The sequence below is a fragment of the Serratia liquefaciens genome, assembly GCF_027594825.1.
Taxonomy (GTDB): Bacteria; Pseudomonadota; Gammaproteobacteria; order Enterobacterales; family Enterobacteriaceae; genus Serratia; species Serratia liquefaciens_A.
Window position 1 is genome coordinate 976,354 of the sequence record NZ_CP088930.1, and the last position, 20,731, is coordinate 997,084.

Annotated in this window: 20 protein-coding genes; 9 read left to right on the forward strand and 11 right to left on the reverse strand. The window is 57.4% G+C overall.

The window, feature by feature from the left end:
* The first annotated feature begins 5 nt into the window (after positions 1-5).
* Complete coding sequence (gene paaY, locus LQ945_RS04465) at positions 6-602, forward strand: phenylacetic acid degradation protein PaaY (RefSeq protein ID WP_270102353.1); 597 nt, start codon at positions 6-8, stop codon at positions 600-602.
* A gap of 81 nt (positions 603-683) precedes the next feature.
* Positions 684-2,165 (forward strand): PLP-dependent aminotransferase family protein, encoded by a 1,482-nt coding sequence (locus tag LQ945_RS04470; RefSeq protein WP_270102354.1) that lies wholly within the window; start codon positions 684-686, stop codon positions 2,163-2,165.
* A 14-nt stretch (positions 2,166-2,179) separates the two neighbouring features.
* On the opposite strand, the gene LQ945_RS04475 is transcribed toward LQ945_RS04470, so the two are convergent.
* From LQ945_RS04475 to LQ945_RS04500, 6 genes are all read right to left on the reverse strand, one after another.
* Complete coding sequence (locus LQ945_RS04475) at positions 2,180-3,052, reverse strand: DMT family transporter (protein ID WP_262240728.1); 873 nt, start codon at positions 3,050-3,052, stop codon at positions 2,180-2,182.
* 115 nt (positions 3,053-3,167) lie between these two features.
* A complete protein-coding gene (locus LQ945_RS04480; RefSeq protein WP_262240680.1) occupies positions 3,168-4,589 on the reverse strand; it encodes an amino acid permease in 1,422 nt (473 codons plus the stop codon).
* Between the two features lie 17 nt (positions 4,590-4,606).
* Positions 4,607-5,794, reverse strand: a complete 1,188-nt coding sequence (locus LQ945_RS04485) for an amino acid aminotransferase (protein ID WP_270102355.1) — start codon at positions 5,792-5,794, stop codon at positions 4,607-4,609.
* A 59-nt stretch (positions 5,795-5,853) separates the two neighbouring features.
* Positions 5,854-6,225: a RidA family protein gene (locus LQ945_RS04490; protein ID WP_269933669.1), complete on the reverse strand. Its 372-nt coding sequence runs from the start codon at positions 6,223-6,225 to the stop codon at positions 5,854-5,856.
* Positions 6,226-6,228: 3 nt separating this feature from the next.
* The gene (locus tag LQ945_RS04495; protein ID WP_270102356.1) at positions 6,229-7,023 is read right to left on the reverse strand and encodes an alpha/beta hydrolase; all 795 of its coding nucleotides are present in this window, start codon (positions 7,021-7,023) and stop codon (positions 6,229-6,231) included.
* 161 nt (positions 7,024-7,184) lie between these two features.
* Entirely contained in the window at positions 7,185-8,084 is a 900-nt protein-coding gene (locus tag LQ945_RS04500) for a LysR family transcriptional regulator (RefSeq protein ID WP_270102357.1), read from the reverse strand.
* A 98-nt stretch (positions 8,085-8,182) separates the two neighbouring features.
* Here LQ945_RS04500 and LQ945_RS04505 point away from each other — a divergent pair, with 98 nt between their 5' ends.
* A complete protein-coding gene (locus LQ945_RS04505) occupies positions 8,183-8,800 on the forward strand; it encodes a glutathione S-transferase (protein ID WP_270102358.1) in 618 nt (205 codons plus the stop codon).
* A 5-nt stretch (positions 8,801-8,805) separates the two neighbouring features.
* Positions 8,806-9,726 (forward strand): pyridoxamine 5'-phosphate oxidase family protein, encoded by a 921-nt coding sequence (locus tag LQ945_RS04510; RefSeq protein WP_270102359.1) that lies wholly within the window; start codon positions 8,806-8,808, stop codon positions 9,724-9,726.
* Positions 9,727-9,756: 30 nt separating this feature from the next.
* Here the strand turns inward: LQ945_RS04510 and LQ945_RS04515 are convergent, their stop codons facing one another.
* The gene (locus LQ945_RS04515; protein WP_020827617.1) at positions 9,757-9,972 is read right to left on the reverse strand and encodes a glycogen synthase; all 216 of its coding nucleotides are present in this window, start codon (positions 9,970-9,972) and stop codon (positions 9,757-9,759) included.
* Positions 9,973-10,200: 228 nt separating this feature from the next.
* Here LQ945_RS04515 and gabD point away from each other — a divergent pair, with 228 nt between their 5' ends.
* Together gabD and LQ945_RS04525 are read left to right on the forward strand one after the other, a co-directional pair.
* Entirely contained in the window at positions 10,201-11,676 is a 1,476-nt protein-coding gene (gene gabD / locus LQ945_RS04520) for an NADP-dependent succinate-semialdehyde dehydrogenase (protein WP_182822919.1), read from the forward strand.
* An 82-nt stretch (positions 11,677-11,758) separates the two neighbouring features.
* Positions 11,759-12,127: a glyoxalase superfamily protein gene (locus LQ945_RS04525; protein WP_044552262.1), complete on the forward strand. Its 369-nt coding sequence runs from the start codon at positions 11,759-11,761 to the stop codon at positions 12,125-12,127.
* Positions 12,128-12,138: 11 nt separating this feature from the next.
* On the opposite strand, the gene LQ945_RS04530 is transcribed toward LQ945_RS04525, so the two are convergent.
* Both LQ945_RS04530 and LQ945_RS04535 read right to left on the reverse strand, forming a co-directional pair.
* A complete protein-coding gene (locus tag LQ945_RS04530) occupies positions 12,139-12,549 on the reverse strand; it encodes a cupin domain-containing protein (protein ID WP_270102360.1) in 411 nt (136 codons plus the stop codon).
* A 120-nt stretch (positions 12,550-12,669) separates the two neighbouring features.
* Positions 12,670-13,659: an aldo/keto reductase gene (locus tag LQ945_RS04535; RefSeq protein ID WP_270102361.1), complete on the reverse strand. Its 990-nt coding sequence runs from the start codon at positions 13,657-13,659 to the stop codon at positions 12,670-12,672.
* Between the two features lie 459 nt (positions 13,660-14,118).
* Between LQ945_RS04535 and LQ945_RS04540 the strand changes: the two genes are divergently transcribed.
* Together LQ945_RS04540 and LQ945_RS04545 are read left to right on the forward strand one after the other, a co-directional pair.
* Entirely contained in the window at positions 14,119-16,494 is a 2,376-nt protein-coding gene (locus LQ945_RS04540) for a glucose/quinate/shikimate family membrane-bound PQQ-dependent dehydrogenase (RefSeq protein ID WP_270102362.1), read from the forward strand.
* 323 nt (positions 16,495-16,817) lie between these two features.
* A complete protein-coding gene (locus LQ945_RS04545; RefSeq protein WP_044552266.1) occupies positions 16,818-17,012 on the forward strand; it encodes a hypothetical protein in 195 nt (64 codons plus the stop codon).
* 12 nt (positions 17,013-17,024) lie between these two features.
* On the opposite strand, the gene LQ945_RS04550 is transcribed toward LQ945_RS04545, so the two are convergent.
* Both LQ945_RS04550 and LQ945_RS04555 read right to left on the reverse strand, forming a co-directional pair.
* Positions 17,025-18,281 (reverse strand): MFS transporter, encoded by a 1,257-nt coding sequence (locus LQ945_RS04550; protein ID WP_269933679.1) that lies wholly within the window; start codon positions 18,279-18,281, stop codon positions 17,025-17,027.
* Between the two features lie 81 nt (positions 18,282-18,362).
* Positions 18,363-19,670 (reverse strand): alpha-glucosidase/alpha-galactosidase, encoded by a 1,308-nt coding sequence (locus tag LQ945_RS04555; RefSeq protein WP_270102363.1) that lies wholly within the window; start codon positions 19,668-19,670, stop codon positions 18,363-18,365.
* Between the two features lie 200 nt (positions 19,671-19,870).
* On the opposite strand from LQ945_RS04555, the gene LQ945_RS04560 reads away from it, so the two are divergent.
* The gene (locus LQ945_RS04560; RefSeq protein WP_270102364.1) at positions 19,871-20,728 is read left to right on the forward strand and encodes an AraC family transcriptional regulator; all 858 of its coding nucleotides are present in this window, start codon (positions 19,871-19,873) and stop codon (positions 20,726-20,728) included.
* Positions 20,729-20,731 lie beyond the last annotated feature (3 nt).

Below are 20,731 nucleotides of genomic sequence, written 5' to 3' on the forward strand. Positions count from 1 at the left end.
AAGCTATGCCCGTGTATCAGATTGACGGCCTGACGCCAGTGATCGATCCCAGCAGTTACGTACACCCTACCGCCGTACTGATTGGCGATGTGATCGTCGGCAAACGGGTTTATATCGGCCCCAACGCCAGCCTGCGCGGCGACTTTGGCCGGCTGGTGATTGGCGATGGCGCCAATATTCAGGACAACTGCGTGATGCACGGTTTTCCGCAGCAGGACACCGTGGTGGAGCAGGACGGGCACATCGGCCACGGCGCCATCTTGCACGGTTGCCGTATCCGTCGTAATGCCATGGTCGGCATGAACGCGGTGATCATGGACGGTGCAGAGATCGGCGAAAACACCATTGTCGGTGCCATGGCCTTCGTCAAGGCCGCCGCGGTGATCGAGGCCAATAAGCTGGTGATCGGCAGCCCGGCGCGGGTATTACGTGACCTGACCGAACAGGAGTTGGCGTGGAAAGTCGCCGGTACGCGCGAATACCACGATCTGGTTCAGCGCTGTAAATCCTCGCTGCAGGAAGTTGCGCCACTGACCGCCATTGAATCGGGCCGCCAACGCCTGAGCTTTGGCGATCACCTGATACCGAAAAGCCAGCTTTAATCCTGTCGAAGACCGCTATTCAGGTCAAAAGTGGTTTACAGTAAATACCCTGTTAACCCACTTTTATCTGGACCGGAATAGATGCCCAGAACGGCCAAAACGGTTGAAGTCCCCGCTATCGGCGAGCTTGATCGCCATGCGGGGCAGCTTAGCCTGCAACTCGCCCAGGCGCTGCGCGCCGCCATAGGCAGAGGCGAACTCAAACCGGGCGATCTGCTGCCCTCAACCCGCGTATTGGCGGGCGCATTACAGCTGGCCAGAGGAACGGTGCTGGCCGCCTTCGAGCAACTGACGGCGGAAGGGTTTCTGGAGGCGCAGCCCGGCTCGGGGACCCGCGTGGCGTTGTCGCTCACCCGCCCGGCCCCCGCACCGGTCAAACCCCCGTACGCCTGCGACATGCCGCTTTCCGATCAGGCTCAGGCCCTGGAGCACTTCGCCGCCCAGTTGCGCCCTCTGCCACCGGTCCCCTTCACCGTCTCAGTGCCGATCAACGATACCGCCCCCGACGACGTTTGGCGCAGGCTCGGCAACCGTATCCGCGCCAGAGGCCCTGGTGCCCCCGCCGGCTATGGCGAGCCGCAGGGCGCATTGCCGCTGCGTGAGGCGATATGCGAATACGTTCGCAAGTCCCGTTCGGTGCACTGCACGCCGGAACAGGTGATCATCACCTCCGGCACGCAACAGGGGCTCTATCTCGCCACGCAGATCCTGCTGGATGCCGGGGAGACCGCCTGGGTTGAAGATCCCGCGTATCACGGCATTACCGCTATCTTCAACACGGTTTTCAGAGACCGGAAAATGGCCAGAGTGCCGGTGGACAAAGAAGGAATCGCAGTGGCGGCAGGCAGGAAAATAGCGCCGCAGGCCAGGGCCGCCTTTGTCACTCCCTCTCATCAGTACCCACTGTGTATGCCCATGAGCATGTCGCGCCGGCTTGAGCTGCTGGCATGGGCCAAAGCGCAGCAGGCCTGGATCGTCGAAGACGATTACGACAGTGAAATGCGCTCTTCCGGCCACCCGTTTCCTTCGTTGCAGGGGCTGGATCCGGCCAGGGTCATCTACCTGGGAACCTTCAGCAAGGTGCTGTTCCCTTCGCTGCGTCTGGGGTACGCCATCGTCCCTCAGCCCTTGGTGAATGCCTTCTGCGGTGCGCGGGTACTGATGGATCGCCATCCCCCCAGTGCCGATCAATACGTACTGGCCAGTTTTATGGCGCAGGGACATCTGGATCGCCACATCCGCAAAATGCGCGGCGTGTATGCGGAAAAAAGGCGGGTGCTGACCGACGCCATCAACGCGCAGGTTTCTGCCGAGCTGGCCACCCTGCACCCCAGCGATCAGGGCATGCATATGCTGCTGTGGTTAAAAGCGGATTTGGACGATCGGCAGGTTGCCCGTAAAGCCGCCGAGGCCGGGGTAGCCGTCGGCGCACTTTCACCGATGTATAGCCCCGGCAGCGGGAAAAACGGATTGATACTCGGGCTGGGGGGCTACACGGAACAGCAGATCCACCTGGCGGCCCAAAAGCTGAATCGGGTGCTGGCTGCCTTGGCTACGGGGTAAGGCTGGCCTTACTGTTACCGCGAAAAACGCTTCGCGCCGTACACGCAAACCAATACGCCGACCATTACCGCAATCATTGAAGGTTGAATGCTTTCATGCAGCACCAGTCCGGCCAGCGCCAGACCAAAAAACGGCTGCAGCAATTGCAGCTGTCCCACGGCGGCAATGCCCCCTTGCGCCAAACCGCGATACCAAAAGATAAAGCCAATCCACATGCTGAACAGCGAAATATAGCCCAGAGAAAACCAGGCGCCGACGCTAACCTGTGGCCAGGCGGGCGGGGCCGTCACCGCCGCCGCCGCTGCCGTCAACGGCAAAGCGACCACCAGCGCCCAGGAGATTACCTGCCAGCCGCCAAGCTTGCGGGTCAGCACGGCGCCTTCCGCATAGCCCAGACCACAAAGCAGCACCGCGGCCACCATCAGCAGATCGCCAAGCCAGGAGCCAGTCGCCCCCTGGCTTAACGCAAAAGCACCAACCAGCAGGCTCCCCAACACCGAAAACAGCCAGAAAGCGGCTTTGGGCCGCTCCCCGCCCCGCAGTACACCGAAGCAGGCGGTTGCCAACGGCAACAGCCCGATATATACCAGCGCATGCGCCGAGGTGGTGTGCTGCAAGGCTAGCGCCGTTAGCAAAGGAAAACCGATCACCACCCCGAGCGCGGTCAGTACCAAGGGTGCCAGGTCGCGGCGCTGCGGCCAACGCTGGCGCATCAGCGTCAATGCGCTCAGAGCCAGCAAGGCCGCTAGCACCGCGCGCATCGCGGTGAGGAACATGGGATCAAACTCTTGCACCGCCACGCGGGTGGCAGGCAAAGAACCGCTGAAAATCAACATGCCCAGAAAGCCGTTGATCCATCCCTGCGCCGAATGCCTGGCCACCGGCATACCGCTACTGCCAATAATGCGCCGTTTTTCTGTCTTACTGCTCATTGCACCCCCCCCCTGTCCCCAAGAGAGGCTTATTCTCCGGATAAAGTGGTTTACCGCCAGAGCCACATATTCACATTTTCAGTGAACCGGTTTGCTCCACCCCCGGTGTTTCCATTACCGCGGGTACGGGCTGATGACGGCTGTAGAAGAAGTAGATAGCCACCAACAGCAGGGTAAACGGAATGCCAAACCACAGCGTCATCCTGAAAAATTCGGTGAACGCCGTCGAGACCAACAACGCGGCCATCAAACCGGCACCGGCCAGCGTGGTGTACGGAAAGCCCCACATGCGAAATTTCAGGTGGGTTTGCCGGTGCTGACGGCGGAAAAACAGGTGCGTGACAAAAATCATCAGCCAGGTAAAGCAGGCACCGTACACCGAAATAGACATCATGGCGGCAAAGGATTTTTGCGGGTAGACCAGACTCAACACGATCGACACCACGATGCCGATGCAGGACATCGCCAGCGCGCTTACCGGGATGCCGCGTTTACTGACCCGGCCCAGCGCAGCCGGAGCTTGCCCGGCGCGTGACAGCGAGAACATCATGCGGGTGGTGATATACAGTTGGCTGTTCATCGCCGACAGCGCGGCCACCAGAACGATAAAGTTGAAGATACCGGCGGCGGCAGGCAGGTGGATGACATTCATCGCCACCAGGAACGGACTTTCGCCGGTACCGGACTGCCGCCAGGGAACGATCGCCAACATCAGCGCAATCGACAGCATGTAGAAAATGAACAGTCGCAAAATGGTGCCTTTGAACGCGGTTTTTACCGCAATCACCGGGTTCTTGGCCTCACCGGCGGCGACGGCGATCATCTCAATGCTCAGGTAGCTGAAAATCGACACGATCACCGCAAACCACATGCCTTTCACGCCAAACGGGAAGAAGCCGCCGTTGGCGGTAAAGTTTTGCAGACCAAAGGCCGGGTTGGCAGAAAACATCAGAATACCGATGCCGATGGCGATAAAGGCCGCGATGGCCACCACCTTGATGGTCGACAGCGCATATTCCACCTGGCCGAACGATTTGACGCCAATCACGTTAATCAGGATCACCGCCGCAGAGAACAACAGCACCCAGGGCCAGATTGGCGTGGTCGGAAACCAGAACTGCATATACATGCCGATGGCGGTCACCTCGGTCCCTACCGCCAATACCACGCAGGACCAGTAAGAATAACGCACCAGAAAACCAAACAGCGGGCTGATGTAAAATTCGGCATAGTCGCCAAACGAGCCCGGCGTCGGGTGTTCGGAAGTCATTTCTGCCAGGCATCCCATCAGCAGCAGCGCCACGACGCCGCCGATAAAATAGCTCAACAGTACGCTGGGCCCGGCCATCTGAATGGCGTAGGCGCTGCCGAGAAACAGCCCGGTACCGATAGCGCCGCCGATCGCCAGCATCGACATCTGCCCGGCGGTGAGCTGTTTCTGCAACCCGCCTTGCCGCCGGGCGATTTCGTCAAAACCTTTTATCTGTTTCATAGCAGGCTCCTACCTTTTCATGCAGTGCGGGTGACGTCCAGAATGGCGGCGGTAACGTAGTCGATATTGTTTTGGTTCAGGCCCGGCAGGCACATGCGGCCGGGCGCCACCAGATAGATGGCGTAATGCTGCCGCAGTCGTTCCAACTGCTGTGGGTTCAGGCCGGTATAGCTGAACATCCCTTTTTGGTCACGAATGCGACGGTAGTCCAGTTGCGATCCCCCGTGCTCCAATCCGGCGGACAGAATTTGGCGCATCTGTTGAATGCGTTGACGCATCTCCGCCAGTTCGCTCTCCCACAGCCGACGCAAGCCTGAGTCCGCCAACAGGGTTTCCACAATCTGGCTGCCGTGGATCGGTGGGCAAGAGTAACTGCGGCGGATCAGGGTTTTTAATGCGCCTTTGACGTTCTGCGCACTGTCCGGGCTGGCGCAACGAACCGAAAGCCCACCCAGCCGTTGACCATAGAGGGCGACATTTTTCGAAAATGAGTTGGCGACCGTAAATTCCAGATCCGTTTTCAGCGCCTCACGCAGGGCAAAGCAGTCTTCATCCAGCCCCTCGCCAAACCCCTGATAGGCGATATCAAAGAACGGCAGCAGACGGCGACGCTGCAGCACTTCGAGGGTGGCACGCCACTGCGCCTGGCTGAGATCGGTACCGGTCGGGTTATGGCAGCAGGGGTGCAACAGCACCACGCTGCCTTCCGGCAGGCTGTCCAGCGTATCCAGCATCGCGTCAAAGCGCAGCCCGCCGTTGGCCTCATCGAAGTACGGATAGGTGTGTACCTTCAGCCCGGCCCCCTCAAAGATGGCCCAATGATTGGCCCAGGTGGGATCAGAGACCCAGATGTCACGGCGCGACAGAAAGTGATGAATAAAATCCGCCGCCAGCTTCAGCGCACCGGAGCCGCCGACGGTTTGTACCGTAGCTATCGACGCCGTTGCCGCTTCGCCAAACAACAGTGCCTGCACCTGTTGGGCAAACAGCGCTGAACCTTCGATCGGCGGATAGCCGTGCGGGCTGCGCCGCTCAAGCAGGCGCTGCTCCGCCTCCTCCACCGCCTGCATCAGCGGGATCCTGCCCTGCCGATCGTAATAAAGCCCAATGCCCAGGTTCACTTTCTGGTTATTTCCATCCTGTAAATAAGCTTCCATCAACGACATAATAGGATCGGCCGGCGAACGGCCAATGTGATTAAACATAGCGATTCCTTTATTCATTATTGAATGAATCAGCAGGTGGGGATTAAGTCATAGATTAATCAGACGGTGGCGCTAACGGTTATTTCTATTTTCATGCCAGGCACCACCAGTTTATCGACTATCACCGTTGAACGATTGGGATAAGGGAAGTTAAAGTATTTTTTGTAAATTTCATCGAGTAATTTAACGTCATTGACATCGGTCAAATAAATAATGACCTGTAATACATTATCGCTGTGGCTATTTGCCGCTTTCAGGGTTTGAGCCAAATTATCGAATGTCAGGGCGATCTGCTTTTCCGGTGCGCCGGTTTCAATACTGCCGTCGGCTTTGACCGGGCCATGGGCGGTGAACAACATGCCGCCGCCTTGCGTGGCCCAGGAGAAAGGTTGACCGATTTCCGGCAGGCCGGTGTCGATGATGGTGCGCATGGTTTATTTCCCCGTAGTGGTTAGCAGGTGAGTCAGGGCGCCATCCCAGGCGAACAAGGCATCCAGCACGTTATAATGGTTGGCGCCGGCTACGGCGACCAGGGTGACAGGCTGGCTTTTTTCCTGCAGCGCAGCGTAATAGTGCCTTGACTGGCCAATCAATTCCGGCAGCTCGTTGGCACCGTAAAACAGCGTCATCGGCTTGATGCGCTGCGGAATATGCCGCACCGGACTCAGTTGGGCAATTTGTTGCTCGGTCAACTGCAGCCGTCGGTTAACGTAGGTGTTTAATAGCGGCTCTAGTTCGAAAATGCCGCTGATCGGTAACGTTGCGTCGACCACCGCGTGATGCTGCCAGAAGCTGGCCAGATGGCCGCCGGCAGAGTGGCCGCACAGGTACACTGGCATTGGCTGACTGGCGGAAAGCCGTTGTTGAATAGCGTCCAGCGCCGCACCGGTTTGCTGGCAAATATCGTCGAGTCGGGCCTCCGGCGCCAACGCATATTCCACCAGCATGACATCAAAACCTAAAGACAATGGCACCTGCGCAATAAAAGCAAAATCGTCCTTACGGCAAAACTGCCAATAGCCACCATGAATAAATATTAAGGTCCCTTTAGCTGGTTTGTCGGAATATAACCAGTCAAAAACTTCCCGCGGTGAATTTCCATAGGCAATATTGCACTCATTGCGAGTTTTTTGATAAACCGCCTGACTGCGGATTTGAAATGAGCTGAGGATCTCATCTTCATTATCCACCGTGCTACCGTTGTCGTAACTCCCCGCAACAAGTTTCATATATTAAACTTCGTTTATTATTTAAGATGTGCGTTAACTATTAGCAGTCGTCAAAATATTGTCAAGAGAGGCGTTACAGCAATGCGCGTCCGGTAATATAAATCTTTTCCCGCGCCAAATAAGTTTAACCAGTGAAACTTATTTGGCGCCAATAGCTATTTTTATCCTGCCTGAATTTGCGCTAATCGACTTAATTCCTGCCAGGCGTAATCCCAGAAGGTGCGCACCTTGAGCGGCATGCGCTGCATGTTTTGCGCCACCAACTGCACCGGCATCGGCAAAGGTTCAAACGCCGGTAACAGACGGACCAGAGTCCCCGAGGCCAAATCGTCTGCCACCTGATATGACAATAGCCGGGCGATGCCCTTGCCCGCTCGCACCGCCAGTAACTGTGTTTCGACGTCATTGAGCAACAAACGTGGCGTAAGCCGCACCCGCTCGCCATTCTCCTGCGGGCCAAAGCGCCATTCGCGCAGCGATGCCCGCTGGGTACCGACGATGGTGTCATGCTCAGCCAGCTGCGCCGGCTCCTGCGGTTCACCGCGCCGCGCCAGGTAGTCCGGGCTGGCGACGGTCACCCGGGACACCTGCCCCAGCCGGCGGGCCACCCGCGAAGAGTCCTGCAAATGACCAATGCGCACCGCGACGTCCAGCCCCTCGTCAATCAAGTCCAGGTTGCGATCGTTGAGGACCATTTCAATCTGCATCTGCGGATAGCGGTCAAGAAACGCCATCACCACCGGCGCCACATGCTTGCGTCCGAACTGCACCGGCGAGGTAATACGCAATAACCCGGTGAGCTGGGTGTCCGCCGTGTCCAGCACCGCTGCCTGATATTCAGTAAGCAGCAAGTGCGCACGCTCCGCCAACCGCAACCCTGCCTCGGTCGGGGCTAGCCTTCGGGTGGTGCGTTCGACCAGCCGGGCGCCAAAGCGCTGCTCCAGCGAGGCGATAGCCCGGGTGACGGCAGGTGCGGAACGTCGCAGCTTGCGCCCCGCCGCCGCCAGGCTGCCGTGCTGGACTACCGCCACAAAAATAGCCAATTCGTCCAGGCGATCCATAGATTGTTCCATAAAGTGAAATTATCAATTTCTACATTGCCGGATTACGCTCAATGATCGCAAGAGTATGCTGATAAAAATTGCTCAGGAGTCTGACCATGCACAAGCTAAAACTGTACGGCACCCCGCTTTCCGGCCACGTCCACCGCGTGGCATTACTGCTAAGCATGCTGGAGCTGCCCTACGAATTTATTGAATCCCCGGCCGATGTTCGCCAAAGCGAAGCGTTTCGCCGCCTGAACCCTTTCGGCCAGATCCCGGTACTGGTGGACGGCAATTTATCGCTGGCCGACAGCAATGCCATTCTGGTTTATCTGGCGAAAAACTACGCGCCGGGCAGCCACTGGCTGCCGGAGACGCCACTGGCGGCGGCGCAGGTGCAGGAGTGGTTGTCTAAAGCCGCCGGTGAAGTGCGCTACGGTCCGGCCTCCTGCCGATTGATCGCCCAGTTTGCAGCACCGGAGGACGATCGGGTGGCGCTGGGGATAACCGCGCGTTTCTTACCGCAGATGGAACAGCATCTGAGTGTTCAGGCTTTCCTGGCGACGGAGCAGCCCACCATCGCCGATCTGGCCTGCTACAGCTATGTGGCGGTGGCCCCGGAGGGCGGTGTTTCGCTGGCGCCCTATCCTGCCATCCGGCGCTGGGTGGCGCGCATCGCCGCGCTGCCCGGTTTCTTCGCGATGCCCGCATTGCCGCACCCTGCGCAAAGGTAAATCCGATGAGCCAGCCGATGTTCCACCCTGATGAACTGCGCGCCCAGGCATTGGCCGGTTTTGACCGCGTGGGCGGCTACATTTACACCAGCATGCCCGAGCAGCACCGCGAATTTTTCGCCGCGCTGCCTTACCTGTTCGTCGCCACCCTGGACGATCGGGGCTGGCCGGTGGCCACGCTGTTCAACGGCCCCCCTGGATTTTTACGCACGCCGGACAGCAACCACCTGCGCATCAGCGCCCCGCGTCGCCAGGACGACCCGGCGCAGGCAGCCTTGCAAACCGGGAGTCTGGTGGGGGCGTTGGGGCTGGACTTCAGCAATCGGCGACGCAACCGAGCCAACGGGCGCATTACGCGCACCGACAAAAACCGCCTGGAAATTGCCGTCAGTCAGAGCTTCGGCAATTGTCCGCAGTATATCCAGCAACGGGAGCTGTATCCGGTAGCCGCCCATCCCGCGCCGATTGAACATCTCGCGACGCTGGACGCGGCGGCCCAGACATTGATTCGCCAGGCGGATACCTGCTTCGTCGCCAGCTGCGCCCACAGCACGCTGGAACAAGGCGGCGTCGATATCTCACACCGGGGTGGCAGACCGGGATTTATCCATCTTCAGGGGAACAGCCTGTGGATCCCGGATTTTCGCGGCAACCGCTATATGAACACGCTGGGCAACCTGCTGGCGGAACCCAGGGCAGCGCTGTTGTTTGTCGATTTTGAGCGCGGTGATGTGCTGCACCTGCAGGGAGAAACGCAGATCCTCTGGCAGGCGGAAAGCGGCCAGGGTGTCGTGGGAGCGGAACGTTACTGGCGCTTCGATATCCACAGCGCATGGCGTTTTTCACAGGCACTGCCGTGGCGCGGGCGCAATCTGACGTATTCGCCGGCCACGCTGAACACCGGCGTGTGGTCGGAACCGGCGTAAAAAACCCCGCAGAGGCGGGGTTAGGTAAAGTTATACGCTATGTTCCGCCGTCGCAGCAGCCTGATAGAGCTGGCGGAAATAACTCAGGCGTTCAAAGAACAAGCGGCTTTGTGCTTCGGACATGTTGCCCGCCACCTTGCCGGCGTCGATCTCACGCCCCTGCCACTCCATCAGCGCAATGCTGGAAGCCAAAAAATCCATGTTGCTGCTGTAGGCCGCAAGGTGCCGACTCACTGAAGTCATCATGCTGCACGCTCCTTTTAGGTCATAAGGTCATTTCAAAAATGGGTCATATGCCTGCTGATTTCAGTATCGGCCTGGTCGCGGGCATTTTTTGTACAGAAGGTGCGAATGGCGATAAATTGATCTGTTGCCAAGGATCGGGCAAATCAAGGCGGAAAAATTTGCTAGGGTAAAGGGTAGCCGTTTGGGGTAGGTCAACCCGTGTTGAATTCTGAAAAAGGAAGATAACCGATGAGCACTAACTTCTCCGCCCGCCTGAAAGATCCCACGCTGTTCCGCGAAGCCAACTACATCGATGGTCAGTGGTTGGCGGCCAAAGGCGACCAAACCATCAAGATCCATAACCCAGCCACCGGCGAGTTGGTCGGTCAGGTGCCCGCTTTGGGAGCCAAAGAAACCGCGCAGGCGATTGCCGCCGCCAAAAAAGCCCAGCCGGCCTGGCGTGCTTTGACGGCCAAAGAGCGTGCCGGCAAGCTGCGCAAACTGTTCGAACTGATGATGGAAAACCAGGAAGATCTGGCCATCATCATGACCGCCGAGCAAGGCAAGCCGTTGGCAGAAAGCCGGGGGGAAATTGCCTACGCCGCCTCCTTCATCGAGTGGTTCGCCGAAGAAGGCAAGCGGGTTTACGGCGACACCATCCCGCAGAATCTGTCCGGTCGCCGCATTATCGTGCAGAAAGAGCCGATTGGCGTTTTCGCCGCCATTACGCCGTGGAATTTCCCGGCGGCGATGATCACCCGCAAGGCCGGTCCCGGCTGGGCGGCAGGCTGTACCGGGGTGATCCGTCCCGCCAGCCAGACCCCGTTCTCGGCGTTGGCGCTCGCCGTGCTGGCCGAACGTGCAGGCTTACCGGCCGGCGTGTGCAATGTGATCACCGGTCCAAGCCAGGCTATCGGTGGCGAACTGACCGCCAATCCGGACGTACGCAAACTCTCCTTTACCGGCAGCACCGAAGTGGGTGCGCAACTGCTGGCGCAGTGTGCCCCGACCATCAAAAAAACCAGTATGGAACTGGGCGGCAATGCGCCGTTTATCGTGTTTGACGATGCCGATCTGGATGCCGCCGTCGCCGGTGCCGTCGCATCCAAATACCGCAACGCCGGCCAGACCTGCGTTTGCACCAACCGCTTCCTGGTACAGGACGGTATTTACGACGCCTTTGCCGAAAAGCTGAAGGCGGCGGTAGCCAAGCTGAAAGTCGGTAATGGCATGGATGATGGCGTTACCATCGGCCCGTTGATTAATCCGGCCGCCGTGGAAAAAGTCAGCGAGCATATCGCCGACGCGGTGCAACACGGCGCTTCGATACTGCTGGGTGGCAAACCCCATGAGCTGGGCAATAACTTCTTTACGCCGACCATTCTGACCAACGTGCCGCGGCAGGCCAAAATCTTCCATGAAGAGACCTTTGGTCCGGTAGCGCCGCTGATCCGCTTTGACAGCGAAGCCGAAGCCATTGAGTTGGCCAACGATACCCCTTTCGGACTGGCTTCTTATTTCTACAGTCGCGACATTGGCCGGGTAATGCGGGTTGCCGAAGCGCTGGAGTACGGCATCGTCGGCATCAATGAAGGGCTGATCTCCACCGAAGTGGCCCCCTTCGGCGGGGTTAAAAACTCCGGGCTGGGGCGTGAAGGATCGAAGTACGGTATCGAAGATTATCTCGAGATAAAGTACCTGTGCCTGGGCGGGTTGGGGATCTAGCCACCCAACGCTTTTATGCGGCCCGCTCACGCGGGCCGGTCAAGCCTGATTACCTATAGCAGTCGCTCAAGCGAGGTCAACAATGGAGTTATCCCCTGCCGTTCCCATTCTTCGCATCTTTTCGGTTGAAAAGGCCCGGGAGTTTTATCTGGATTTTCTCGGTTTCACGCTGGATTGGGAGCACCGTTTCAGTGAAGATCTGCCGCTGTACATGCAGATCACGCGTTCTGGCCTGAGATTGCATCTCAGCGAGCATCACGGCGACAGCACGCCCGGTTCTGCGGTGTTTATTCCCACCGAGGATATCGACGCGCTGCACCGAGAGCTGACGACCAGGCAATACCGCTACGCCCGACCGGGCGTCGACACCCTCGACTGGGGAAAAGAGATGAATATCACCGATCCTTTCGGCAACCGGCTGCGTTTTTGTCAGCAAATCGGCGACGCCTGACCCTCTGGCGGTTAGCCGCCCAGAGAGGGCTTCAGGTACTGCGCATCGCTGACCTTCTCCATCCAGTCAACCGGGCTGCCGTTCAACGACTCGGCGATGGCAATGTGAGTCATGGCAGTATCCGGCGTCGCACCGTGCCAATGTTTGACGTCCTCCGGGATCCACACAATGTCGCCCTGGTTCATTTCCTGGATCGCCTCGCCCCACACCTGGATCCAACCACGCCCCTGAGTCACTATCAGCGTCTGGCCGAGCGGATGGGTGTGCCAGGCGGTACGGGCTCCTGGCTCAAAGGTCACGGTGGCGCCGCCCACGCGGGCCGGTTCGCTCCCGGCAAAAGGCGCATCGATGCGAACTTTACCGGTAAAGTACTCTTCTGGCCCCGGACGAGAGGGTTGGGTGCCGCTGCGTTGAATTTTCACTTGTTTCTCCAGTTCGGCAAAGGCTGCCGACGTTAACATTGACAGAATAATTGTAGAGAGTGCGTGTCATTTCGCCGCTCGGTTACTGCGATTCAAAAGCTACCGCGGGCAACGGCCGCATCAACGTCCGACGTTTTTTTGCAAATGCGCCGGATAGCGATCGCCCTGTACCTCGATGACGGCCAAGGCCGCTTCAATGCTGCGCAGTTCCTCTGACGACAGCGCCAGCGACGCGGCCCCGAGGTTTTCCTGCAGGCGATGCTGTTTGGTGGTCCCCGGGATCGGCACAATCCAGGGTTGCTGTGCCAGCAGCCAGGCCAGCGCTATCTGTGCCGGGGTGACCCCTTTTTGCTGAGCTATCTGCCCCAGCACCTCCACCAGCCCCTGGTTGGCTCTGCGTGCCTGCTCACTGAAACGCGGCACCACATTGCGGAAGTCGCTGCTGTCAAAGGTAGTATTTTCATTGATTGCCCCGGTCAAAAAACCCTTCCCCAAAGGGCTGAAAGGAACAAAACCTATGCCTAACTCTTGCAGCGTCGGCAAGATTTCCTGCTCGGGCTCCCGCCACCACAGCGAATATTCACTTTGCAACGCCGTCACCGGCTGCACCGCATGGGCACGGCGAAGCGTCTGTGCCCCCGCCTCGGACAGGCCAAAATGCTTCACCTTCCCCTCCTGGATCAGCGCCTTCACCGTGCCGGCGACGTCTTCAATCGGCACCTTGGGATCGACCCGGTGCTGATAAAGCAGGTCTATCGTTTCGATGTTAAGACGCTTTAACGATCCCTCCACCGCCTGGCGGATATGTTCCGGCCGGCTATTGAGCACCTGTTTGCCATCAGGCTGCGGCAGTTCAAAACCAAACTTGGTGGCTATTACGACCCGATCGCGCACCGGTGCCAGCGCCTCACCCACCAGCGACTCATTGGTGAAGGGGCCATAAACTTCTGCGGTATCGAAAAAGGTCACGCCCTGATCCACCGCGGCTCGGATCAGGCCAATCGCCTGTTGCTTGTCGGTGGCCGGGCCATAGCCAAAGCTAAGCCCCATGCAGCCCAGTCCCAACGCGGATACCTCCAGCCCACTGCTACCCAGCTTACGTTTTTGCATTTTTCCTCCTATGTGTACGAATGGGTCACCGCTTGTGCGGGGCGACCAAGTGCGATCACTGTAAGAGGCAACCGGGCAAATAACTACGCGCTGAATATGCATGAGCTTATGAGCTCAATTCATAAACCCGCAAGGCGCTAAAAAAAAGCACAAGGTATTCAATAAAAGCAGAATAATTAGAGTACCCTAGCCGCGCTTTGGGCGGCGTCGTCACATCCGTGCAACATCATCGAAACGGCTACGCCTGATTCAGCCTGTTTGGGGCTTTACCTCTGACGAAAGCGTTTATTCAACGTCCAAAACTGTCCGCCTTATTTTTGATTGCCGCTGCCTTTTAGCCTTGGCAACAGGGGGATATGCCAGACACCGGGGATGGATTTTTGGGGAGAAACCGCGTGTTTTTTTGGATATGGCTTAATCTCTAAATCGGGGACTTTTCATTTTGGTAAGGATAATACTATGCAAAATAAAGCGTCATCATCGCCGCTCATTATCATCACGGCACTGTTCGCCGCGTTGAGTGGGCTCTATCTGCTGGGAGGCGGCATCTGGCTGGCCAAGCTCGGCGGTTCGCTGTACTACATCATCGCCGGCCTGGTGCTGCTGATCACCGCCTGGTTACTGGTCCGCCGTCGTGCAACCGCTCTGTTGCTGTACGCGATCTTTTTACTCGGCACCACAATTTGGGCGCTGTGGGAAGTGGGCCCGGACTTCTGGGCACTGACGCCGCGTCTGGACGTCACCTTCTTCTTCGGCCTGTGGCTGGTACTGCCTTTTATCTATCGCAAGCTCCACGCCAAGGGCAAGCTGGCCTACAGCGCGCTGAGCCTGGCGCTGGTCGTCACCGTGGTGGCACTGGCCTACGCAGTGTTTAATGATCCGCAAGAGATCAACGGCACCCTCGAACCTGCGCAGGTAAAAGTCGAACCTCAGGCATCAGACGCCGACTGGCCGGCCTATGGTCGCACCCAGGAAGGCACGCGTTACTCTCCACTGAGCCAAATCAATGATAAGAACGTCGGCCAACTCAAGGAAGCCTGGACTTTCCAGACCGGCGACCTGAAAACCGCCAACGATCCGGGGGAAATCACCAACGAAGTGACCCCGATTAAAATCCGCGACACGCTCTATCTGTGTACCCCGCACCAGAAGCTGTTCGCGCTGGATGCCGCCACCGGCAAGCAAAAGTGGCAGTTCGATCCTCAGTTGAAATTTAACCCGACCTTCCAGCACATCACCTGCCGTGGCGTGTCTTATCATGAAACCCCTGTCGCCGCAGGCACAACCTCAGAAACCGCCCCGGCGCTGTGCGCACGACGCATTATCCTGCCGGTGAATGACGGTCGTTTGTTCGCTCTGGATGCCGATAGCGGCAAGCCTTGCGCCGACTTCGCCAATAACGGCGAACTCAACCTGCAAAGCAATATGCCGTATGCGACGCCGGGCCATTATGAGCCAACGTCGCCGCCGGTGATCACCGATAAGGTGATTGTGGTAGCCGGTGCAGTGACCGACAACTACTCCAACCGCGAGCCTTCGGGCGTGATCCGCGGTTTTGACGTCAACAGCGGCAAGCTGCTGTGGGCATTCGATCCGGGTGCGAAAGATCCGAACGCCATTCCGGCGGACGAGCACCACTTCACCCCGAACTCCCCTAACTCTTGGGCTCCTTCTGCCTACGATGCCAAGCTGGATATCGTTTATCTGCCGATGGGCGTTACCACGCCGGACATCTGGGGCGGCGATCGCACGCCGGAAATGGAGCGTTATGCCAGTGGCCTGCTGGCGCTGAACGCCTCCACCGGCAAACTGGTCTGGTTCTATCAAACGGTGCACCATGACCTGTGGGATATGGACGTACCGGCGCAACCGACGCTGGCGGACATTACCGACAAGAGCGGCAACAAGGTGCCGGTGATTTACGTGCCGACCAAAACCGGCAACATTTTCGTTCTGAACCGCACCAACGGTGAGTTGGTGGTGCCGGCACCCGAAAAACCGGTTCCTCAGGGGCCAGCCAAGGGCGATCGTCTGTCACCGACCCAGCCTTTCTCTGAGCTGACTTTCCGTCCGGAGAAAAAGCTGACCGGCGCGGACATGTGGGGCGCCACCATTTACGACCAACTGGTTTGCCGGGTGATGTTCCACAGCCTGCGTTACGAAGGCACCTTCACGCCGCCTTCCGAGCAGGGCACGCTGGTGTTCCCGGGTAACCTGGGCATGTTCGAATGGGGCGGTCTGTCTGTGGATACCGACCGTCAGGTGGCTATCGCCAACCCTATCGCGTTGCCGTTTGTTTCCAAACTGATCCCACGCGGTCCGGGCAACCCGATCGAGCCTGACGAAAATGACAAAGGCGGCTCAGGTACCGAGTCCGGCGTGCAACCGCAGTATGGCGTGCCGTTCGGCGTGACCCTGAACCCGTTCCTGTCGCCGTTTGGCCTGCCGTGCAAACAGCCAGCCTGGGGCTATATTTCCGCCGTGGACTTGAAAACCAACGACATCGTGTGGAAAAAACGTATCGGTACCGTACGCGACAGTTCTCCGCTGCCGTTACCGTTCAAAATGGGCATGCCGATGTTGGGCGGGCCGGTGTCCACCGCCGGTAACGTCTTCTTCATTGGCGCAACCGCGGACAACTATCTGCGCGCCTTCAGCGTGACCAACGGTGAAAAACTGTGGGAAGCGCGGCTGCCGGCCGGTGGCCAGGCAACGCCAATGACCTATGAGGTCAACGGCAAGCAGTACGTGGTAATTTCCGCTGGCGGTCATGGCTCGTTCGGCACCAAGCTGGGTGACTATATTGTCGCTTACGCCTTGCCAGACGAGAAATAATCGCAGAGGATAGTCTTGTCACAGGGCACGCCGGATGGCGTGCCCTGTCACTTTAAAACCGCAGTAAAAAGCTTTCCCTCCCGCTCATCCTCGTCCTGCAATAAAATTTTACGCCAAGTATTGATAATGATTATCATTCGCAATATTATATCTGCGTTGGCCCCGGCAGTGGCCGACAATCATCTTCATATCGCAAGCAGTAACCGGTGGCCGCCTTCGGGCGGCCCTATTCGGAGGCACATGGTCGAGCACAATCACAGGCAAAAAAACAGCATAGCCCCCCTACGGGCCCCCCCTTTTTCCCTCAGCACGGAGACGCCAGAATGAGCCAACAACCGTTGACCGCCATGCTGATGTTGATTTACGTGCTGCTGATGGTACCGGCACTGTTTGCCATCGATAGCCGCCTGAGCGCCACCCGCTGGGGCCACAGTCGCCTGATGCGCAAGACGCTGCAGACCGGGTTTATCATTGTGCTGACGCTGCTGTTTTTTAGCCTTATGACGTTGCTGTATTGAGTTGAGCCGGCACTAATTCGCCGCGACCGGCAGTGCGCCCTCCTGCTTGGCTACCGCGACCTTACCGCTAAGGGCAAAGGCTGAAATCAGCGTGAACAGCAAGGCGATGCAGCCGAGGATCAGGTAAGAGGTTTTGAAACCGTAATTGACGTACATCAGGCCTGCCGCATAGGACATACCGATGGCCGAGAGCTGCTTGAAGAAGCAAAAGCCCCACAGGTAAATCGACGCCGAGAGGTTAACGTTAAACTGAGTGGTGATGTATTTGAAAATGCCCACCAACAGGAACGGCACCTCGAACATATGCAGGGTTTTGAGGATAATGACCGCGGTGACCGAATCCGCCTGCGATGAACCAATAATCCGCACCGACATTATCACCCCGGCTATCAACAGCGCATTCTTGCCGCCAATACGATTAATGATCAACGGCGCAAAGAACATGATGAAAGCATTAAGAAACTCGCCCAGCGTCGTGACATAACCAAACGCCTGCGTTCCCGCATGCCGGTCGCTGAAAAACGACGTAAAGAAGTTGGCGAACTGCTGATCAAAGACGTCATACACGCAGGCCACCCCCACGATATACATCACCAGACACCAGAATTTGCGCATTTTCAGCAGGTTCAACGCCGCCTTTAACTTGATGGGTTTGTGGTTTAACGCCAACCCGTCTGCCACCGCCAGCGTGCTGCTCTGATCGGGTTTGAACAAATAAAGCAAACCGGCCAGGATCAGCGCGAAGCTGGAGGCCAACCAAAACGCGAACTGGTTGTTGATGGTAAACATATAGCCGACGATCGACGCGCAAATCGCCCAACCGATACAGCCGAACAACCGGGCGCGGCCATACTCGAACTGACTGCGTCGGCTCACTTTTTCGATATAAGCTTCAATGGCCGGTGAACCGCCGCTGCACACCAACCCCAGGTAAACCCCACACAGCAAGGCCCCCCACACAAAATGGGTTTGCAGCAGCGGCGAAAACACATAAATAAACAGCGGTGCCAGAAACAGCAGCAAGAAGATGATCATCCACAGCAGATGTTTCTTCAGGCCAAATTTGTCGGTGACAAAACCGAAAATCGGTTGAAACACCAGGGCAAACAGCGCCATGCAGGCAAACACCAATCCGGTTTGCTGTTGGTCGAGCTGGTTGACGTCATGCAGCCAGATAGGAAAGAACGGCAGCACCGCCCCCATGATGAAGAAGTAGAAAAAACAGAAGGCCCCAAAGATCCAAAAATTCTTGTTTCTCAAATAAAACATGGCTCACCACCCTATTTTTGATGGCGCAGGAAGCCCCGCGCCTTGTGCGTTTTGAGGAGGTAATACGGTTAAATTCGGCGATCAGTGATAGGCAGGGAGCCAGCTGCCGTGAGCCTCAATCAGCTCGTCGCACAGCTTACGTATATCATCAATGGAAAGTTCGGCGGAAGTATGAGGATCCAACAGCGCTGCATGGTAAATCGCGTCGCGTTTGCCCGTCACTGCCGCTTCGATGGTCAATAGCTGGGTATTGATATTGGTGCGGTTGAGCGCCGCCAGTTGCTCCGGTAAATGGCCGACGTAACAAGGCGTGATCCCCTGCCCATCCACCAGACAGGGCACTTCCACGCAGGCCTCTGCCGGCAAGTTGGTGATGAGACCGGTGTTGAGCACGTTGCCGCCAATCTTGTACGGCCGGTCGGTCTCCATCGCTTCGATAATGTATGAGGCATATTCGTGGGTACGTGAATGCGTCAGGTTAGCGTCGTGGGTCAACGCCAGCTTGCGTTGCTGCCATTGGTCGATTTGCTCGATACAACGGCGCGGGTACTCGTCGAGGGGGATATTGAAGCGCTCAATCAGTTCCGGGTAATGACGTTTAATCCAATACGGCATGTATTCGGCATTATGCTCGGAAGATTCAGTGACGTAATAACCAAAGGTTTTCATGATTTCATGGCGCACCATGTCGTCATGCTTGCCCTGCAGCGCGTTGGCGCGGCGCTTGATTTCCGGGTACAGATCCTCGCCGTGGCGGCGAACGTCCAGCAGCCAGGCCATGTGGTTGATGCCGGCAATGTGAAACTGAACGTCGTCGGTAGGCATATCGACGCTTTTCAGCAGGGTCTCCGCGCACACCTGAACGCTGTGACATAACCCAACCGTTTTCACCCCGGTATGGCGCAGCATGGCGCCGGTTAAGGACGCCATGGGGTTGGTGTAGTTCAGCAACCAGGCGTCCGGGCAGACCGCCTCAATGTCCCGGGCAAAATCAAACAGCACAGGAATGGTACGCAGCGCGCGGAAGATGCCGCCGATGCCCAGGGTATCGGCAATGGTCTGCTGCAGGCCGTACTTTCTGGCGATGGTGAAATCGGTGATGGTGCAGGGATCGTAACCACCGACCTGAATGGCATTCACCACGTAATTGGCGTTTTTCAGTGCCGCACGGCGGTTTTCTACCCCGAGATAAGGGGTGATCTTCGCCCTGCCCGCATTAATATTGCGGTTGATATTGCTCAGCATGGCGAAAGATTCATTGAGACGCGCGCTGTCAATATCATACAGCGTGATATCCACCTCTTTCAGGGCCGGCGTCGCCATGATATCGCCGAGAACGTTCTTGGCGAAAATGGTGCTGCCTGCCCCCATAAAAGTCACTTTAATCATCGTATTTCTCCGCTGCTGTGGTTTTCGATAAGCTGAAACTACGCGGCAACGCATTCGCAATATAGGGATAAATGTGACCTTGTTATGGCGAAAAATGACGCAGCATGAAAACTGTGAGCCAGGTCTGGATCTGAAGATCGCCCCACCGTCGTGCCACGACTACACTGCTACAGTAAGTGAAAATACAGGGGCCATCACTGATGCATAAGAGTTTTACTCTGAGTCGCACCGACAATATCGAGCTGAACCTGTACCAATATGGCGAGGAGAACTGTGACAAAGGGCACAACTTTGGGCCGGCGGTACGCCAACACTATTTATTTCATTATGTGATAAGGGGTACCGGAGTGCTGAGCAGTGAATATGGCTCTTTTCCGGTGGTGGCTGGAGAAGGTTTTTTGATCCACCCGCATGACGTGACCACCTATCGCGCCGACTCAAAAGATCCCTGGCACTACATGTGGCTGGAGGTCGACGGGCTGGTGGCCGGCAAGATTTTCGAAGAGTGCCGCCTGAGCCGCCAGTTCCCGATTTATCGTCCCCGCCAGAACGAAGATGCTCCTCTGGCGCTGCGCTATCTGCGGCAACTCATCAGCCATGGTGATGAGCATCGGTTAAAGACGCTGGGCCTGAGCTATCTGTTTTTTTCTGCGCTGATTGATAACGCTTTGCAAAGCATCGCCGAGCCACCAAGCGACAAGGCACAGCATCTGCGCAAGGCGGTAAAGCTCATTGAAAACCGCTACCATGAACCCCTCACCATTGAGCGCCTGGCCGCCTACTGCAACATTAACCGCAGTTACCTGTGTCGGCTGTTTAAAGGCACCTACGGCATCGGACCAAAGGAATATCTGCTGAACTTCCGCATGAGCATCGCCGCCAGCCTGCTGTGCAATAGCCAGACGTCAATCAAGGTGGTGGGCATTTCGGTGGGGTATGAAAACCAGCTGCACTTTTCCAAGGCCTTTAAACAGGTCCACGGCCTCTCGCCGGCCAAATGGCGCCTGGAAAATAGTCAGGCATCATCGGTGCCGGGCCGGGTAGAAGCGAACGCCTGACCC

What these genes read in the sequence shown, in the direction of transcription:
- LQ945_RS04535 (WP_270102361.1), bottom strand. Translation starts at nt 13,659, where the DNA reads ATGCAAAAACGTAAGCTGGGTAGCAGTGGGCTGGAGGTATCCGCGTTG.
- gabD (WP_182822919.1), top strand. Translation starts at nt 10,201, where the DNA reads ATGAGCACTAACTTCTCCGCCCGCCTGAAAGATCCCACGCTGTTCCGC.
- LQ945_RS04495 (WP_270102356.1), bottom strand. Translation starts at nt 7,023, where the DNA reads ATGAAACTTGTTGCGGGGAGTTACGACAACGGTAGCACGGTGGATAAT.
- LQ945_RS04550 (WP_269933679.1), bottom strand. Translation starts at nt 18,281, where the DNA reads ATGTTTTATTTGAGAAACAAGAATTTTTGGATCTTTGGGGCCTTCTGT.
- LQ945_RS04480 (WP_262240680.1), bottom strand. Translation starts at nt 4,589, where the DNA reads ATGAAACAGATAAAAGGTTTTGACGAAATCGCCCGGCGGCAAGGCGGG.
- LQ945_RS04500 (WP_270102357.1), bottom strand. Translation starts at nt 8,084, where the DNA reads ATGGATCGCCTGGACGAATTGGCTATTTTTGTGGCGGTAGTCCAGCAC.
- LQ945_RS04485 (WP_270102355.1), bottom strand. Translation starts at nt 5,794, where the DNA reads ATGTTTAATCACATTGGCCGTTCGCCGGCCGATCCTATTATGTCGTTG.
- LQ945_RS04555 (WP_270102363.1), bottom strand. Translation starts at nt 19,670, where the DNA reads ATGATTAAAGTGACTTTTATGGGGGCAGGCAGCACCATTTTCGCCAAG.
- LQ945_RS04560 (WP_270102364.1), top strand. Translation starts at nt 19,871, where the DNA reads ATGCATAAGAGTTTTACTCTGAGTCGCACCGACAATATCGAGCTGAAC.
- LQ945_RS04540 (WP_270102362.1), top strand. Translation starts at nt 14,119, where the DNA reads ATGCAAAATAAAGCGTCATCATCGCCGCTCATTATCATCACGGCACTG.
- LQ945_RS04475 (WP_262240728.1), bottom strand. Translation starts at nt 3,052, where the DNA reads ATGCCGGTGGCCAGGCATTCGGCGCAGGGATGGATCAACGGCTTTCTG.
- LQ945_RS04505 (WP_270102358.1), top strand. Translation starts at nt 8,183, where the DNA reads ATGCACAAGCTAAAACTGTACGGCACCCCGCTTTCCGGCCACGTCCAC.
- paaY (WP_270102353.1), top strand. Translation starts at nt 6, where the DNA reads ATGCCCGTGTATCAGATTGACGGCCTGACGCCAGTGATCGATCCCAGC.
- LQ945_RS04470 (WP_270102354.1), top strand. Translation starts at nt 684, where the DNA reads ATGCCCAGAACGGCCAAAACGGTTGAAGTCCCCGCTATCGGCGAGCTT.
- LQ945_RS04525 (WP_044552262.1), top strand. Translation starts at nt 11,759, where the DNA reads ATGGAGTTATCCCCTGCCGTTCCCATTCTTCGCATCTTTTCGGTTGAA.
- LQ945_RS04490 (WP_269933669.1), bottom strand. Translation starts at nt 6,225, where the DNA reads ATGCGCACCATCATCGACACCGGCCTGCCGGAAATCGGTCAACCTTTC.
- LQ945_RS04515 (WP_020827617.1), bottom strand. Translation starts at nt 9,972, where the DNA reads ATGATGACTTCAGTGAGTCGGCACCTTGCGGCCTACAGCAGCAACATG.
- LQ945_RS04510 (WP_270102359.1), top strand. Translation starts at nt 8,806, where the DNA reads ATGAGCCAGCCGATGTTCCACCCTGATGAACTGCGCGCCCAGGCATTG.
- LQ945_RS04545 (WP_044552266.1), top strand. Translation starts at nt 16,818, where the DNA reads ATGAGCCAACAACCGTTGACCGCCATGCTGATGTTGATTTACGTGCTG.